A 16,409-nucleotide genomic window follows, 5' to 3' on the forward strand; every position below is an offset into this window, starting at 1 on the left:
TCTCGTCCGCCGCGCGGCTTTGCGATAGAGACCCGCCGCGTGCTCCTCGACCTCCTGCTCGCCCCGCTGCTCGCCCAGGCCGACGCGCCGCCCCGGCCCGGCCCCGCGGCGTCCTGCCCGTCCGACATGGTGCTCGTCGAGGGCACCCACGCCGAGAGCGTGCAGCGGATCTGCACGAGCTACCGCGGCGGCCACTGCTTCGGCTTCTTCCCCGGCTTGTTCGCCGCCGAGCCGCGCTTCACGCCGGTGCGCACGTGCATGGACCGCCACGAGTGGCCGAACCGGGCCGGCGCGCTGCCGGTCGTGATGCTCCGCTTCATCGAGGCCGAGCGGGAGTGCGCCGCCGTCGGCAAGCGCCTCTGCACCGAGTTCGAGTGGGAGCTCGCCTGCGAGGGGCCGTCCGCGCTCCCCTTCCCCTACGGTCACGCGCACGATCCGGCCGCCTGCAACGTCAGCAAGCCGTACCGAGGGATCAGCGAGCGGCGGCTGGCGTCCGACGACCCGGCGGTGCGGGCCGCCGAGACGCAGCGGCTCTGGCAGGGGGAGCCGTCGGGCTCGTACCCAGCGTGCGTGAGCCCGTACGGCGTGGTCGACCTGGTCGGCAACGTCGAAGAGTGGGTGTCGACCTCGCGCCCCGAGTGGCCACACCGCTCGTCGCTGAAGGGCGGCTACTGGTCCAAGCCGTGGGCGGGGTGCCGGGGGACCAACGACTCGCATGGACCGATGTTCCGGTTCTACGAGATCGGGTTTCGCTGCTGCAAGGATCCGCGGCCAGGGCCGTAGCCCAGGGTCCCCCGAGGGCGAATCGGCGAGAGGCTCGGTTGCCCGAGTGCACAGAGCGGAGAATACCACCACCGCCGAGCAACTCACCTCATCGCAGTTCCCGGTTTGCCAGTGATCGGCATGCGCCGGCAAGCGCGGTCGCATCGACGATCTTGACGAGGCAGCGCTCAGCGGGCGGGAGCGCCGGCGCAGATCCAGTCGTTGATCTTCTTGATATCGGCCTCGGGCAGCGGCCCGCCGGGCGGCATCCTGCTCTCGTCAGGGTCGCACAGGTCGACATCCTTCAGCTTGTTCATGAGATAGCTGCTGCTCGGCTTGAACGGCACGACGAGCGCCTGCTCGCGGGAGCAGGACGCGCTGTCCTGCTCGACGAGCTTGCCGGCGGCCGCGCTCGCGCGGAGGTCGAGCCCGCCGGACGGCGCGCCGGCGCTGCCGTGGCAGTACTGGTTCGCGCAGCTCCTCGTCAGGATGGGCTCCACGTCGGCGAACGCCGCGGTGTCCGCGCTGCAGGCGGGATCGCTCGGAGGCGCGCCGCCGCCCTCGCCCCCGGTGCCGGCTGCGCCGCCGCCGCCCTCTCCCCCGGCGCCGGCCGCGCCGCCGCCGCCGCCCTCTCCCCCGGTGCCAGCCGGCGCACCGCCGCCGCCCTCTCCCCCCGCGCCGGCCGCACTGCCGCCCTCGCCAGCGCCGCCGCCGCCCTGGCTGGAGCCGCCGCCGCTGCCGGTCGTGCTGGAGGCGGCACCGCCGCCGGTGCCCGAGGAATCGTCATCGGAGCAAGCCGCCGCCGAGAGCCCGAGAGCCAGGCAAAGAACCCATCGAAGCGAGTTGTTGTGATAAAGCAAGGTACCTCTTCAGGATGGTGTTGGTCACGCGGCGCTCGCCGCGCGAGCGATTCACGAAGAGACTAGAAAGCATGCGGCCGCACGCGACGCAATCGCGCGATGGTGGACGAGGTGGTCACCAAATTCCAACCGTGGCAGCGGGGCTGTCGCATTGAGCGTCTGCCCGCCGACGGGAGTCGACGCGTGTCGATCAGAAACCGACATCGCGCGCGCGTCCGGCTTCTCCACCGAAAGCACGCGGCGCTAGAGTACCGCGATGCGACGAACCCATTGGACCGGCCTGGCGGCGTGCGCCGCCCTGAGCACGGCGCTCGGCTGCAACGCGGTCTGGGGGATCCCCGACGGAGAAGCCAGCGGAGATCCCGCGGCAGGCGGCGCGGGGAGCTCGGGCAGCTCAGGGGGCGCAGGGGCCACCGCAAGCGCAGGCTCGGGGGCCGGCGGGGGCGGGAGCGGCGCGGCCGGCGGACCCTCCGCGGAGTGCCCGATCGAGCCGTTCACAGGGCGCGCGCCGGGCGCGTGCCAGGCCGCCGACGACGACAACGATTACCTCTCCGATCCGGAGAACTGCTGTGTGCCCGGCAGGAGCTGCCTCGGCGGCGCCTGCGAGGAGGGCAGGTGTCTGCCGGTCGTCCTCGCCACGGCCAACGATGAGGAGCACGAGGCGATCGGCCTCGTTGTGGATGGGGACGGGGACGATGGGCGCGTGCTCTGGGCGAGCGGCTACGGCAGCACGATCTTCGCGACCGAGAAGGCGGCTTCCGGCTCGACCGAGCCGCTGATGGTCCTCGACTCGCTCGCGACCCTGCTCGCGCGCTCGGAGAGCTCGCTGCTCATCACCGATGAGACCGAGCCGGACGTGTACCGGATGCCGCTCACGGGGAACGTCACCGTCTCGACGGTCGCCGGCGCCCAGGGAGCGGCGGGCTACCGGCGGCCCGTGGCCGGCGGCGGCTGGGTCTACTGGATCACCGGCGTGATCGAGGACCCGGAGCAGGATCCCGACGCGCGCGATGTCCCGAAGCGCATCTGGGCGGCGCGGGTCGACGCGACCGATCAGACAGGCCTCTCCGTCTTCGACCGGGACACGTACGTCGGAGGCCTCGCGCTCGACGCCACCCATCTCTACTGGACCGAGCTTGAGCCCGGCGGGACGCACAGCACCGTTCGGCGGATGGCGCTCGGGGAGCCCGGCCAGACCGAGATCGTCGCGTCGATCCCCATCCACGACGGCGATCTCCCCGGAGACATCGCGGTCGGCGAGCGGATCTTCTGGATCAGCGGTTACGCCATCTACGCCGCGAACAAGGACGGTACCGACGCAGGTGCGCTCGTGGCGACGGACTTCCCCACGCGCCTGCTGGCAGACTCCACCTTTGTTTACTGGTACAGCCGCGAGGGGCAGCTCCAGCGGGTGCGCGCCTCGGGCGGCGCGCCGGAGCCGCTCGCCGACAGCGCGGACATCCGAGATCTCGTCCAGGACTGCGGCGCTCTCTACTGGACGACCTGGGCCACCGACGAGCGGCCAGCATCGGTGATCAAGCTGGCCAAGTGAGCCGCGCGCCGATCGCGCTCCCGGCGAAGTTGCAACGATGGTCGTGCCACGATGTGACGAGATACCCCTGGCCCGCTCCGCCCCCGTCGGCGGTCACTGCGCCACGACGCCGAGCTGCTGGAACAGCGTCAGGTTGTCCTCGATGTGCCAGTTGTCGGTGATGCGACCGTCCTGCACGCGCAGGATGTCCGTGGCGATGAAGTCCACGGCCTGCCCGGCGCCCTTCCTGTCGCCGAAGGCGCCGGTGAAGTGGCCTCGAAAGCGCAGGTGCGCCACCACGCGATCGCCGGCGACGATCAGCTGCTCCACCTCGCAGCTCAGGTCCGGCACCGCGGCGCGGAAGCTCTTCGACGCGAACGCCGGGCCCTCGGGGCCCTGCGGGCGCCCCTCGGGCAAGGTGCGATCGGTGAACGTCGGCGCGATCGCCGCGTCGAGGTAGCGCGGTTCGCCGGTGCCCCAGAACGCGTAAAAGCGGCGCGCCGCGAGGATCTCCGCGTCCGCCTGCGCCCTGGGCAGGCTCGCGTCGACGACCATCGACCGCGGCGAGGGCAGGTCCTCCGCGCCGGCGCCCTGCAGATGGCAGGCGCTCGCGGCGGCGAAGAGCGAGAGGGAGAGGGCGCTGATCAACAAGGGCTTTCTCATGACGTGTCTCCTTCGAACGGCGATCTCGGGCAGCCGGTCAGCGCGCACGCGCCGACCGGAGGCGCCGCCGGCACGGCGGGGCGCAGCGTCGAGCGCGGCGGGCCCTGGGCCCGCACCGGCGCGGCGACACGGACACCTTGATCCTTTCCTCCACGAAGGAGAACGAGCGCATTGGCCGAACCAGCTTTTCGATAAAGTTGAAGATGTTCGCGGGCGCGCCTACACTCCCGGGGTTCGCCGAGGGCGCGCGCGATGGTCGAGCTCGAGGACATGCAGCTGTTCGTGTGCGCGGTCGCGGGCGGCAGCCTGTCGGCGGCGGGGCGCGAGCTCGGGTTCTCGCCGGCGGTGGCGAGCAAGCGCATGACGCGGCTGGAGGCGGCGCTCGGCGTGCGCCTCCTCCAGCGCAGCTCGCGGCGGCTCACGCTGACCAGCGAGGGCGCGACCTACCACGAGCGCTGCATGTCCATCCTCGCCGACGTGAGCGAGGCCGAGCTCGCGGTGACCGCCGGAAAGGCCGAGGCGCGCGGCGTCCTCCGCGTGTCGGCGCCCGTGGATCTCGGCCGCCAGTGGGTGGGGCCGGCCGCGGCCGACTTCGCGGCGGCGCACCCGCGGCTCAGCGTGCGCGTCAGCCTGTCGGACCGCGTGGTGGACCTGTTCGAGGCCGGCGTCGACGTGGCCGTGCGCATCGGCGCGCTGGCCGACTCCCGCCTCGTCTCGCGCCGGCTGGCCCGGAGCCGGCGCGTGGTCTGCGGCGCGCCGGCCTACCTGTCGCGGCGCGGGCGGCCGCGCACGATCGCAGACCTGGCCGGCCACGAGTGCATCGTGCTGCAGCGCCCGGGCATGCGCGCCCTCTCGTGGACCTTCCGCACCGAGCAAGGGCTCCACACCGTCCGGCCCTCAGGGCGGCTCGTGGCCGACAGCGGCGACCTGGTGCGCGACTGGGCCGTGGCCGGGCATGGCCTCGCCTTCAAGTCGATCTGGGACGTCGCCGCCGACATCGACGCCGGGCGCCTCGTCCCGCTGCTCACCGACCTGCCCGCGCCGGGCTCGGCCGTGAACGTCATCTACCCGAGCCGGCGCTTCCTGCCCGCGAGGGCGCGGCTGTTCGTCGACTTCCTCCAGCAGCGCTTCGCCGCGCACGAGGCCGCGGTGCTGGCCGCCTCGACGCCGAGCGGCGCGCTTCAGGCGTCGGCCTGCGGGCCAGCGCCGATCGCCGACAGGAACTGCGCTCTCTCCTCGTCCGTCGGGCGCCGGCCCGAGAGGTAGCGCCGCTGGTGCGCGCGGGCCGCCGCCAGCGACGCCTGATTCAGGACGATGATCGGCACCTTGGGCGCATACAGGCTCGTCACCTCGATCAGCGTCGTGCCCCCCGAGCCCGGCGAGAAGCGGTAAGTCCCGAGCCCCCGCGTCCACAGCACGTTCTCCTCGAACGCATCGACGACGATGACGAAGACCTCGGGCGAGGCGCGCTCCGCGGAGAAGCGCAACGTCTGCGTGAAGTGCCCGACGCCCGGGAGAGGCACGCTCATCCGGACGACGAAGCGCGGCTCATGGAACGATCCCGACTGCATCTCGCACCCGGTCCCGGGGAAGAGCTCCCGCGCGCAGCCCTGCTGATCCCACCACATGGCGGCGGCGTCGAACGGGTCGATGTTGCCGATATCGATGACGAACCGGACGCCGCGCATGCCCCGCGCCTCGTCGTGGACGCTCTCGGCGTGCGCGATCTCCGTGTCTTCCTGCTGCCACATGGTCGTCTCCTCGCCCCGGCGAGCGAGCATAAGTGAAGCACCGTTGCGCATCAAGGAAGCGGCCCTCCGCGCTGGATCCGCGCCGCCGCCACCCCGCGACGAGGTCTTCGGCGCGGCGCGCGGCGCGCGGCGCGCGGCGCCTGTCGCGCGCTCGGCGCCGCCGCCCGCCGGGCCGGCTCATGACGGCGCGACTCCGGCGAATCCCTACGACGCGTTCCGCCCTGGGGCGTGGACGGCCCGCGGAGCGCGTTGCTACCCTCCGGCGCCATGGACTACCGCAATCTCGGACGCACCGGCCTGAAGGTCAGCCCCCTCTGCCTCGGCACGATGAACTTCGGCCCGGAGACCAGCGAGCCCGACAGCTTCGCCATCATGGACCGAGCGCTCGGACACGGGATCAACTTCTTCGACACAGCCAACGTCTACGGGCGGAAGCGCGGAGAGGGGATCACCGAGCAGATCGTCGGGCGCTGGCTCGCCCAGGGCGACGGGCGCCGGGACCGCATCGTGCTCGCCACGAAGGTCTACGGCCTCATGGGTGAAGGGCCCAACGACAGGAGGCTCTCGGCCTATCACATCCGGCGCGCCTGCGAGGCGAGCCTGCGCCGCCTGCAGACAGACCATATCGACCTCTACCAGATGCACCACATCGACCGCGAGACGCCCTGGGACGAGATCTGGCAGGCGATGGAGCAGCTCGTCCGCGAGGGGAAGGTCCTCTATGTCGGCAGCAGCAACTTCGCTGGATGGCAGATCGCGCACGCGAACGGCCTCGCCGCGCAGCGGCACTTCCTCGGGCTCGTCTCGGAGCAGAGCCTGTACAACCTCAACGCGCGCACCGTCGAGCTGGAGGTCCTGCCCGCGTGCCGCGCGCTCGGCCTCGCCGTCCTGCCCTGGAGCCCGCTCGCCGGCGGGCTGCTCGGCGGCGCCCTCCAGAAGGCGCGCGAGGGCCGGCGCTCCTCCGCCGATGCGCAGGCGCGCATCGACAAGAACCGCGCCAAGCTGGAGGCGTACGAGGCGTTCTGCGCCGAGATCGGAGAGCGGCCCGCCGACGTGGCCGTGGCCTGGCTGCTCCGGAACCCCGTCGTGACGTCGCCCATCCTCGGCCCCCGCACCGCCGAGCAGCTCGACGGGAGCCTGCGCGCCCTCGAGATCACGCTGACGCCGGAGCACCTCGGGCGGCTCGACGCGATGTTCCCCGGCCCCGGCGGCGAGGCGCCGGAAGCCTACGCCTGGTAGTGCCGCCCTGCGCGGCGCCCGCCGCCGGCGCCGCAGCGCGCGGCGCTCGCCGCCGGCGCCATCCAGCCGGCTCGCCTCCACCCGGGCGCCACGCCTGCGCCTTCCTCAGGAATCGCGCCGCGGGACGGAGCGATTTCGATTCCATGGCGTCGAGCGGGTGGCCTACGCTCCGAGGTCCCGAGACGCTCGGGCACAAGGGGATCGATATGGGCCGATGGCGGTATGAGCAAGGGCTGGAGGACATCGGCAATGGCTGCTTTGCCTATCTCCAGCCGGCCGGCACCTGGGGGCTCAGCAACGCGGGGCTCGTCACCTCGGACGGCGAGGCCCTGCTCGTCGACACGCTCTTCGACCTGAAGCGCACGCGCGAGATGCTCGACGCCATGCGCGCGGCGGCCCCCGCCGCGGCGCGGATAGGCACCGTCGTGAACACCCACGCGAACGGCGACCATTGCTACGGCAACGCGCTCGTCGAGGGCGCGACCATCATCGCCACGCGCGCCGGCGCCGCCGAGATGGACGAGGTCCCCGCGCCGATGCTGGCCATGCTGATGCGACAGGCGCGCAGCGGCGCCGCGGGCGCGCTGGGCGAGTACCTCGTCCACTGCTTCGGCGCCTTCGACTTCGACGGGATCGCCCCCACGCCGCCGACCCGGGTGTTCGACGGGGAGCTGACCGTCGCGGTCGGGGGCAAGGAGGTCCGCCTCATCGAGGTGGGCCCCTCGCACACGAAGGGCGATCTGCTCGTGCACGTGCCGGCGGACCGGGTGATCTACACGGGAGACGTCCTCTTCATCGACGCGACGCCGATCATGTGGGCAGGGCCCATCGGCAACTGGCTCAAGGCCTGCGACATCCTCCTCGCGGCCGACGTCGACGTCATCGTGCCGGGACACGGCCCCATCACGGATCGCGCCGGTGTGCGCGCGGTCCGCGACTACCTCGTGTACATCCGCGACGAGGCCCGGCGCCGCTACGACGCCGGCATGCCCCCGGCGGACGCCGCCCGCGACATCGCGCTCGCCGACTACGCGAGCTGGAGCGACGCCGAGCGCATCGTGGTCAATGTGCACACGCTCTACCGCGAGTTCAGCGGCGGGAAGCTCCCCTCGCCGGGCCCGGTCGAGCTCTTCGGCCTCATGGCCGAGCTCGCGCGTCGGCCACGTTGAGCGAGCCAGAAGAAGATGACGGTCATCATACGTCTGTCGTCGCGAGCAGCGAAGTTAAGCTAAGCCAAGACAACGCCCGTCGTCATCCCTGGCAGCAGGCGATCCTCGGCGCCTCGGCCGCGCACAGAGGGGCGCCGCCCGCCGTCATGGACACAGAGTTTCCCCTGAGGACGATCCCTGGTCAAGCGACGCCTGGGGCGCACGGACAGCCAATGTCCTTGCCATCCTGCCGGCGTTGGGCGCGCCGCGTGCTGTATCTCGCATGGCGTCCCGTCGCGCTCCTGCCGGAGCGCGGCGAAGCGCCTGGAGGCGCGCGAGCACGGTGGCCACCCTCACCAGGCGACGGCGGAGCTCCTCCGACGTGTCCGGTTGCGCGGCCACGGTCGGCAGGCGCGGGAACCAGCAGGATTGCCCTTGCGGACGCCATGTTCCTATGATGCCTTCTCCCCGGAGCGTCTGGACATCATTCTCCCCCACCATGAGCTATGCACACGGCACCCCGCCCGAAGGCGCGGCAGCGGATTGGACGATTCCCCAGCGTTGGGAGCGCTACAGCGCGGCCGAGCACGCGCTGTGGGACCGGCTGTTCGATCGGCAGGCCAAGCTACTCCCGGCCCGCGCCGCGCCCGAGTTCCTGGCCGGGCTCGATGTGTTGCGTCTAGGCGACAGCGGAATCCCGAACTTCGACGCGCTCTCCGATCGCCTGATGAATGCGACCGGCTGGCAGGTGGTGGCGGTGCCGGGCCTGATCCCCGACGATGTGTTCTTCGAACATCTGGCGAACCGCCGCTTCGTCGCCGGCAACTTCATCCGCACGCCCGAGCAGCTCGACTATCTGCAGGAGCCGGACGTCTTCCACGACGTGTTCGGCCACGTCCCCCTGCTGGCGAACCCCGTCTTCGCCGATTACATGCAGGCCTATGGCCAGGGCGGCCAGCGGGCGAACGGGCTCGGCGCGATCCAGCGGCTGGCGCGCCTTTACTGGTACACGGTCGAGTTCGGGCTGATACAGAGCGCAGAGGGCCTGCGCATCTATGGCGCAGGGATCGTCTCCTCGCACGGCGAATCGATCTTTGCGCTCGACGATCCCTCGCCCAATCGGGTCGGCTTCGATCTGCTGCGGCTGATGCGCACCCGCTATCGAATCGACGATTACCAGCAGAGCTATTTCGTGATCGACAGCTTCGAGGATCTTCTCCGCCAGACGCTCGAGACCGACTTCGCGCCCCTCTACGAACAGGTCGCCCAGCTGACGGACATCGCGCCGGCCGACGTGCTGCCGGAGGATCGGATCTACACACGCGGCACGCAGGCCTACGCGCTCGCGAAGGGGGTGGCGGGATAAGGCATCCCCTACATCGAGTAGGCGCCGCCCTGCCCCGCCGCAGCGGGCGCCTCGGCGGGGGACTCCCCCTCGCGGAGCTCTTCCACCGCCTTCGCGTGCTCGGAGAGCGCCGGCAGCGCCTGCGGGTCGTAGTCGGGCGCGACCCAGAAGACCTCCGGCGCGGGCCTGTACTCGCTCGAATAGCTGCGCTCCGAGGCCCTGCCGTCCTTGTAACGGACGGTGACAAAGGACCTCACGTCGTATCCGCACGAGCCCTTCTGGTGGCGCTTCACCTTGCCCTCGGCGAGCTCGGACTTCACGTAGATGCGCCGGATGAAATCGTCGGTGTGCTCGGCCGAGACGTGGTGTTGGACCTCCGCCACGGGGTCTCCGCCCAGGATCTCGACGCGGAGCACCGTCGGCTCGGGGAGATACGCGTGGATCATGATCGGGAACGGGAGCGTGTTCTTGATCTTCAGGTCCGACTCCGGGTAGGTCACCATCGCGTCGAGCCCCATGGGGATGTAGGCGCTCGGGCGGGAGTGGCTCTGGCGGTCCGGCGTGTCGAGCGCGCCGAAGAGCGACGCGGCGTAGAGCGTGCTCGAGACCTGACACGTCCCCCCGCCGTAGCCGGGGACGGTCTCATCCCCCAGGATCTCCGGGGCGATCGTGAACCCGTTCTTGGCCGTCCGGGGGCCGACATGGGCGTTGAACGAGAAGGTGTCGCCCGGGGCCAGGATGGTGCCGTCGATCTTGGACGCCGCGTTCCTGATGTTGCGGGCGCGCCCCGCCTCCTTGCCGTGCTGCTTGAACTTCGTCTCGTAGGCCGCGACGACCCTGGTGACGTCGACGCTCACCAGGTCGGCGACGACGACCTGCGGCAAGATCTGCCGGACGGCGAGCTCGACGAGCTCCTCGTCGCCGTGCTCCCCGGCCCGCAGCGCCGCGATGGACGCCTCGACGTCGAGCGCCCGGCCGGCCTGCTCCGGGATCTTGCGCCGGTTCGCGAGGTCGAGCCGCGCGTCCACGGGCGCCCGGTAGATCTGCGGAGCGAGCCGCTCGAGGAACGCCCGCGCCCGCGGCTCATCGACGGCCCAGGCGAGCGGCACGTCGATCTCGCCGCACCGCGCCCCTCGGGCCTCCCGGAGCCGCCGCGCCCAGGGCCCCTCGTGGCCGACGCGCTGCGCCGCCGCGAGCGTCTCGTCGACGTCGACCTCGACGCCCGCCTCACCGAGCGTGGCGGTGAGCTCCACGTCGTCGTGGCGCAGCCGGACCACGCGCTCGCGAAGCGCGTCGCGCCGCGCCGCGAGCCAGACCGCAGGCGCGGCGCCTTCCGGCAGGAAGCGCTCGCCGACCGAGAGGCCGCGGACCACCGGAGAGGCCGGCAACACATGGCGCACCCCCACGGCGGCGCCCACGCCGGCCGACCCGCCGAGCGCCAAGACCAGAACGAGGGCCCTCGTATCCACGGCAGCTCGCCATGCTAGCCGGATCGCGGACGATCTGGAAGATCGTCAGACCGTTGAGAAGAGAAAAAACCGTCAGGACGCCAGGGGCGCCGAGGCGGCCTCAGCCGCCGCCGACGAAATGGACGATCTCGATCACGTCCCCCTCGGCGAGCTCGGCGGCCGTGTGCTCGGCGCGCGGCACCACCTCGCCGTTGCGCTCCACCGCCACCGGCCCCTCGGTCAGCCCGAGCAGCTCGACGAGCCTCCGCACCGTGAGCGCCGCCGGCACGTCGCGCGCTTCCCCGTTCACCGTGATGTTCATGGCTTCCTCACCTCTCGCATCACCAAGCGCGCCGCGACCTCCGGCGGCTCGACGGCCTCCCCGGCGAGCGCCGCCCGGAAGCGCCGCGCGTTCTCCACGTAGCCCGCGGCGCCCAGCTTCCCGAGCTCGGCCTGGTCCGGCCGCACCTCGCCCACCACGCGGGCCGGGTTGCCGCGCACCATCGAGCGCGGCGGGATCACCCGCCCCGGCGGCACCACCGCGCCCGCCGCGATCACCGAGCGCTCGCCGATCTCGACGTTGTCGAGCACGATGCTGCCCATCCCGATCAGGCACCCGTCCCCGACGAGGCAGCCGTGCAGGATCGCGCTGTGCCCGATGGTCACGTCGGCGCCGACGATCGTCTGCGAGACGCCGCCCGTCAGGTGCAGACACGCGAGATCCTGCACGTTGGTCCTCGGGCCGACGCGGATCGCGCCGATGTCCCCGCGCAGCACCGCGCCGAACCACACGCTCGCCTCGTCGCCGAGCTCGACGTCGCCGATCACCGTCGCGTTCGGCGCGAGGAACACGTCGCGCCCGAGCCGCGGGGACACCCCGCCGAGGTCCAGGACGAGCGCCACCTCAGCCGCCCTCGGCGGCGACCACCGGCAGCGAGCGCCGGCCGGGCCGCGCGTCCAGGCCGCCGCCCCGCTGCCGAGGACGAGCCGCGGCGCGCGCCGCCTCGGTCAGCTCGGCCTGCAGCGAGTGCTTGTTCGCCCGCGTGATCGAGACCTCGACGACCTCGCCGAGCAGATCGAGCTCCCCGGCGCCGTCGATGTGCGCGATCTCGTGGCGCCCCGTCCGGCCGGACCAGAGCGCGCCGCCGGCTCCGCCGTGACCGCGCTCCTTGTCGCGCCCCTCGACGAGCACCTGCTGCGTCGTCCCCACGAGGGCCGACAGGTGGGCGGCGAGCAGCGCCTCGCTCTCCTCGAACAGGCGCGCGAGCCGCTCGCCCTTCACGCCCTCGGGCACGTCGTCCGGCAGCTTCAGCGCGGGCGTGTGCGGCCGGCGCGAGTACTTGAAGCCGAACAGCCCCTTGAACCCCACCTCGCGCACGAGCGACAGCGTCGCCGCGAAGTCGTCCTCCGTCTCGCCCGGGAAGCCGACGATGATGTCGGTCGAGAGCGTCAGCCCCGGGACCGCCTCCACGAGCGCCCGCGTGCGCGCGACGTACTCGGCGCGCGTGTAGCGGCGGATCATCCGCCGGAGGACCCGATCGCTGCCCGACTGCACCGGCATGTGCACGTGGCGCGGCAGCACGGGGAGCTCGGCGTGGGCGAGGACGAGCGAGGGCGTGAGGTGCCGCGGGTGCGGGCTCGTGTAGCGCAGGCGCGCGAGGCCGGGGACGTCGGCCGCGACGCGCCGGAGCAGCGCCGCGAACTCGCTCTCGTCCGGGTCGTCCGCGCTCGCGCCCGGGGCCCGCGGCAGCGCGCCGAGCGGGTCGCGGTAGCTGTTCACCGTCTGGCCGAGCAGCGTGACCTCGCGCGTCCCCGCGGCCACGAGCGCCGCGATCTCGGCGACGATCTCGTCGCTCGGCCGGTACCGCTCCGGCCCGCGGGTGTGGGGGACGATGCAGAACGAGCAGCGCTCGTCGCAGCCCTTCATGACGGTCACGAACGCCGTCGGCGCGGCGCGCGGCGAGGACGAGGGCGACGGCGGCGACGCGACGAGGAACCGGGGCGCGTCGAGGTCGAACACCGTGCGCGCGATCGGCAGCCCGCCGATCGCGAGGTCGCCGAGCAGGCCGGGCAGCTCCGGGATGTTGTCGGGCCCCACCACGACGTCGATCGCGCGCATCTGCTTGAGGAGGCGCTCCCCCTCCTGCTGCGCCACGCAGCCCGCCACGACGAGCACCCGGTCCGCGCGCTCCCGCTTCCAGCGCGCGAGCCGACCCACCTCGCTCCGCAGCTTCTGCTCGGCCTTCTCGCGCACGCTGCACGTGTTGAGCACCAGCACGTCCGCCTCGTCGGCGCTGCCGGCCTCCGTGTAGCCGGCACAGCGGAGCACGTCGTGCATCCGCTCGGAGTCGTGCACGTTCATCTGGCAGCCGAACGTCGTGATGGAATACCGGGGCATCGAAGCGATGAACGCTCTAACAGAAGGGGCCCGAGGCCGCCACCTCGCGCGCCAGGAGCCCCGCCGCCGACGCCGCCGACGCCGCCGACGGCGCGCGAGCGCTCCCGCTCCCCCCATCGTCAACCCCGCGCGGCCCCCCCGCCCCCGCGCCGAGCGACGCGCGCGGGGCCGCTCCAGCGTCGGCGCGACAACAGCCGGCGCCACGTGCCGCCAAAAGGACACTGACGCGGCGCAGTACCATGTTAACAATCGGATCGGGAGGAGACCGATGGCAAAACTGGAGAACCTGGTAGACCTGCTCGATCGCGCGCTGAAGCTTCATGGCCACAGGCCGCTGTTCGGCACGAAGACCGATGGCCGCTGGGACTGGATCACGTATGCGGAGTTCGGGCAGCTCGTCGCCAGGTTCCGCGGTGGGCTGGCGTCGCTCGGCGTCCAGCGGGGGGATCGGGTGGCCCTCATCTCCAACAACCGCGTCGAGTGGGCGGTCTCGGCGTACGCCTGCTTCAGCATGGGAGTCGCCGTCGTGCCGATGTACGAGGCGCAGCTCCCGAGCGAGTGGGCGTTCATCATCAACGATTGCGAGGCCGTGGCCGCGATCGTCGCCACGCCGCAGATCTACGGCAAATGCAAGGATCTCCCCGAGAAGGCGCCCTCGCTGAAGCACGTTGTCTGTCTGTTCGACCCCGACGGGGCGAGAGACGGCGTCCCCGGCGCGAAGACCAGCTCGTACAAGGAGCTCCTCGCCGCGGGCGAGCGGAGCCCGGCCCCGTCCATCCTGCCGACATCGAAGGACACGGCGTGCCTCATCTACACGTCGGGCACGACCGGCAACCCCAAGGGGGTGATCCTGTCGCACGGCAACATCGCCTCCAACGTCTGCGCGGTGCTGGATCTCATCCCCTTCGGCGGCGGCGATCGGAGCCTGTCGTTCCTCCCGTGGGCGCACTCGTTCGGCCACACCGGCGAGCTCCACGTGATGATCACGGTGGGCGCGTCGATGGCGCTGAGCGAGTCGGTCGACAAGATCCTCGCGAACCTCGGCGAGGTGCGCCCCACCGTGCTGATGAGCGTCCCGCGGATCTTCAACCGCATCTACGAGGGCGTGCAGAAGAAGATGGCGGGGAAGCCCGCCGTCATCCAGGCCCTGTTCCGCGCCGGGCTACGCGCCGCGACGAAGAAGCAGAAGGGCGAGCCCCTCGGCCTCGTCGAGCGGCTCGCGCTCGTCGCGGCGGATCGCGTCATCTTCTCGAAGATACGCGCCAGTGTCGGCGGCAAGCTGAAGTACGCCATCAGCGGCGGGGCGGCGCTCGCCTATCAGGTGGCCGAGTTCGTCGACGCGCTCGGCATCACCGTCTACGAGGGCTACGGCCTCACGGAGACATCGCCCGTCGCCACCGTGAACTACCCGGGAGCCCGCCGCCTCGGCAGCGTGGGCAAGGCGATCCCGGGCGTGAAGATCGTCATCGACAGGTCGGAGACCCACGACCCGAAGCAGGGAGAGATCGTCGTCTACGGCCCGAACGTCATGGTGGGCTATTACAAGCGCGACGAGGAGAACAAGGCCGTCTTCACGGAGGACGGCGGCTTCCGCACAGGCGATCTGGGCTACCTCGACGACGACGGCTACCTCTTCGTCACGGGCCGCATCAAGGAGCAGTACAAGCTGGAGAACGGCAAGTACGTCGCGCCGGCCCCGCTCGAGGAGAAGATCAAGCTGTCTCCGCTGATCAACGGCGCGATGATCTACGGCGACAACCGCCCCTTCAACGTGGCGGTGATCGCGCCCGAGATGACGGCGCTCACGGAATGGGCGCGGGCCGAGGGGCTCTCGTTCGAGTCGACGGAGGTGATGCTGAAGCACCCGCGGGTGGTCGCGCACGTCCAGGCGGAGGTCGACAGGTACGCGTCTGATTTCAAGTCCTTCGAGAAGATCAAGCAGATCGCCCTCGCGGCCGAGGATTTCACGGCGGAGAACGGGATGCTCACGCCGACCCTGAAGCTGAAGCGGCGCGTGGCGCTCCAGAAGTACGGGCCCGCGCTCGAGGCGCTCTACGGCGGCGCGGGCGGCGCGGAGAAGACCGCGGCGCGCGACGCCGCGCAGCCCGGCTGAGCCTCCCGCGCCTCCCTGCCGGCGGTCCCTCGCCGCGCCCCCACCGCCACCTGCCCTCCCCCGTCCACGCCCTCTCCCCTCCCGGCGCGCGTTCGCGTACCCTGGGCGCGCCGGCGCGCGACGCGCGACGTGCGACGTGCGACGTGCGACGTCGACCGACGAACGGGAGCGGCATGACGACAACAGGCACCCAGAGGCGAACGCTGTATCCCGAGATCGAGCCCTACCGCGCCGGGAGGCTGCGCGTCTCCGATCTTCACGAGATCTATTTCGAGGAGTCGGGCAATCCGCGCGGCAAGCCGGTGGTCTTCGTGCACGGCGGCCCCGGGGGCGGCACGGAGCCGAAGCAGCGGCGCTTCTTCGACCCGGCCGCCTACCGGATCGTGCTCTTCGACCAGCGGGGCTGCGGCAGGAGCACGCCGTACGCGTGCCTGGAGGAGAACACCACCTGGCACCTCGTCGAGGACATGGAGAAGCTCCGCGAGCACCTCGGGATCGAGCGCTGGCAGGTGTTCGGCGGCTCGTGGGGGAGCACGCTGTCGCTGGCCTACGCCGAGCGGCACCCGGAGCGCGTGACGGAGCTCGTGCTGCGCGGCATCTTCCTCCTGCGGAAGCAGGAGCTCGACTGGTTCTATCAGCGGGGCGCGAGCGCCATCTTCCCCGACGCGTGGGAGGAGTACCTCACGTTCATCCCCGAGCCCGAGCGGGGCGACCTGCTCACGGCGTACCACCAGCGCCTCACGAGCCCGGACCCCGGGTTGCAGCAGCGGGCGGCGCGCGCGTGGAGCGTCTGGGAGGGGCGGACGAGCTGCCTGTTCACGAACCATGAGCTCGTCGCGAAGACGTCAGGTGATGAGTTCGCCCTCGCGTTCGCCCGGATCGAGTGCCACTATTTCATGAACAAGGGGTTCTTCACGACGGAGACGCAGCTGCTCGACGACGTGCACCGGATCCGCCATATCCCGACCGTCATCGTGCAGGGCCGCTACGATGTGGTCTGTCCGCCGGAGAGCGCATGGGCGCTCCACCGCGCGTTCCCCGAGTCCGATCTGCGCATCGTGGCGGACGCAGGGCACTCGGCGATGGAGCCGGGCATCCTGCACGAGCTGGTCGAGGCGACCGACCGGTTCCGCTGACGGGCGGTCACCGAG

General features: G+C 71.6%; 15 protein-coding genes. 8 read left to right on the forward strand and 7 right to left on the reverse strand.

Features of this window, described 5'->3' with window-relative positions:
- Positions 1-39: 39 nt before the first annotated feature.
- Positions 40-783: a formylglycine-generating enzyme family protein gene (locus tag WME95_RS29195; RefSeq protein WP_437902636.1), complete on the forward strand. Its 744-nt coding sequence runs from the start codon at positions 40-42 to the stop codon at positions 781-783.
- Between the two features lie 167 nt (positions 784-950).
- Here the strand turns inward: WME95_RS29195 and WME95_RS29200 are convergent, their stop codons facing one another.
- Positions 951-1,622: a hypothetical protein gene (locus WME95_RS29200; protein ID WP_437902637.1), complete on the reverse strand. Its 672-nt coding sequence runs from the start codon at positions 1,620-1,622 to the stop codon at positions 951-953.
- A gap of 256 nt (positions 1,623-1,878) precedes the next feature.
- Here WME95_RS29200 and WME95_RS29205 point away from each other — a divergent pair, with 256 nt between their 5' ends.
- Positions 1,879-3,174: a hypothetical protein gene (locus tag WME95_RS29205; protein ID WP_437902638.1), complete on the forward strand. Its 1,296-nt coding sequence runs from the start codon at positions 1,879-1,881 to the stop codon at positions 3,172-3,174.
- 93 nt (positions 3,175-3,267) lie between these two features.
- Here WME95_RS29205 and WME95_RS29210 read toward each other — a convergent pair whose 3' ends face one another.
- Positions 3,268-3,816: an ester cyclase gene (locus WME95_RS29210; RefSeq protein ID WP_437902639.1), complete on the reverse strand. Its 549-nt coding sequence runs from the start codon at positions 3,814-3,816 to the stop codon at positions 3,268-3,270.
- 252 nt (positions 3,817-4,068) lie between these two features.
- Between WME95_RS29210 and WME95_RS29215 the strand changes: the two genes are divergently transcribed.
- Positions 4,069-5,082 (forward strand): LysR family transcriptional regulator, encoded by a 1,014-nt coding sequence (locus WME95_RS29215; RefSeq protein ID WP_437902640.1) that lies wholly within the window; start codon positions 4,069-4,071, stop codon positions 5,080-5,082.
- On the opposite strand, the gene WME95_RS29220 is transcribed toward WME95_RS29215, so the two are convergent.
- Positions 4,998-5,567, reverse strand: coding sequence for a hypothetical protein (locus WME95_RS29220; RefSeq protein WP_437902641.1), 570 nt, complete (start codon positions 5,565-5,567; stop codon positions 4,998-5,000). The two genes, WME95_RS29215 and WME95_RS29220, sit on opposite strands and share 85 nt — an antisense overlap.
- A 267-nt stretch (positions 5,568-5,834) precedes the next feature.
- On the opposite strand from WME95_RS29220, the gene WME95_RS29225 reads away from it, so the two are divergent.
- The 3 genes from WME95_RS29225 (at position 5,835) to phhA (ending at position 9,320) form a co-directional block, all read left to right on the forward strand.
- On the forward strand, positions 5,835-6,806 hold the full coding sequence (locus tag WME95_RS29225; RefSeq protein ID WP_437708164.1) for an aldo/keto reductase: 972 nt from the start codon (positions 5,835-5,837) through the stop codon (positions 6,804-6,806).
- Between the two features lie 206 nt (positions 6,807-7,012).
- The gene (locus WME95_RS29230; RefSeq protein WP_437902642.1) at positions 7,013-7,975 is read left to right on the forward strand and encodes an MBL fold metallo-hydrolase; all 963 of its coding nucleotides are present in this window, start codon (positions 7,013-7,015) and stop codon (positions 7,973-7,975) included.
- A 478-nt stretch (positions 7,976-8,453) separates the two neighbouring features.
- Positions 8,454-9,320, forward strand: coding sequence for a phenylalanine 4-monooxygenase (gene phhA, locus WME95_RS29235; protein WP_437542005.1), 867 nt, complete (start codon positions 8,454-8,456; stop codon positions 9,318-9,320).
- 8 nt (positions 9,321-9,328) lie between these two features.
- Here the strand turns inward: phhA and WME95_RS29240 are convergent, their stop codons facing one another.
- The 4 genes from WME95_RS29240 to miaB form a co-directional block, all read right to left on the reverse strand.
- Positions 9,329-10,768: a VanW family protein gene (locus WME95_RS29240; protein WP_437902643.1), complete on the reverse strand. Its 1,440-nt coding sequence runs from the start codon at positions 10,766-10,768 to the stop codon at positions 9,329-9,331.
- 100 nt (positions 10,769-10,868) lie between these two features.
- Positions 10,869-11,069 (reverse strand): sulfur carrier protein ThiS, encoded by a 201-nt coding sequence (gene thiS / locus WME95_RS29245; protein ID WP_437850249.1) that lies wholly within the window; start codon positions 11,067-11,069, stop codon positions 10,869-10,871.
- Positions 11,066-11,650 carry a gamma carbonic anhydrase family protein gene (locus tag WME95_RS29250; RefSeq protein WP_437791322.1) on the reverse strand — a complete coding sequence of 195 codons (585 nt, stop codon included), beginning with the start codon at positions 11,648-11,650 and terminating at the stop codon, positions 11,066-11,068. The genes thiS and WME95_RS29250 overlap by 4 nt, the downstream gene beginning before the upstream one ends.
- 1 nt (position 11,651) lies before the next feature.
- Entirely contained in the window at positions 11,652-13,145 is a 1,494-nt protein-coding gene (gene miaB, locus WME95_RS29255; RefSeq protein WP_437902644.1) for a tRNA (N6-isopentenyl adenosine(37)-C2)-methylthiotransferase MiaB, read from the reverse strand.
- A 268-nt stretch (positions 13,146-13,413) separates the two neighbouring features.
- On the opposite strand from miaB, the gene WME95_RS29260 reads away from it, so the two are divergent.
- Both WME95_RS29260 and pip read left to right on the forward strand, forming a co-directional pair.
- Positions 13,414-15,258, forward strand: a complete 1,845-nt coding sequence (locus WME95_RS29260) for an AMP-dependent synthetase/ligase (RefSeq protein WP_437542013.1) — start codon at positions 13,414-13,416, stop codon at positions 15,256-15,258.
- Positions 15,259-15,431: 173 nt separating this feature from the next.
- Positions 15,432-16,394: a prolyl aminopeptidase gene (gene pip, locus WME95_RS29265; protein ID WP_437902645.1), complete on the forward strand. Its 963-nt coding sequence runs from the start codon at positions 15,432-15,434 to the stop codon at positions 16,392-16,394.
- The last annotated feature ends 15 nt before the right edge of the window (positions 16,395-16,409 follow it).

The organism is Sorangium sp. So ce327, assembly GCF_051530205.1.
GTDB classification, from domain to species: domain Bacteria; phylum Myxococcota_A; class Polyangia; order Polyangiales; family Polyangiaceae; genus Sorangium; species Sorangium cellulosum_B.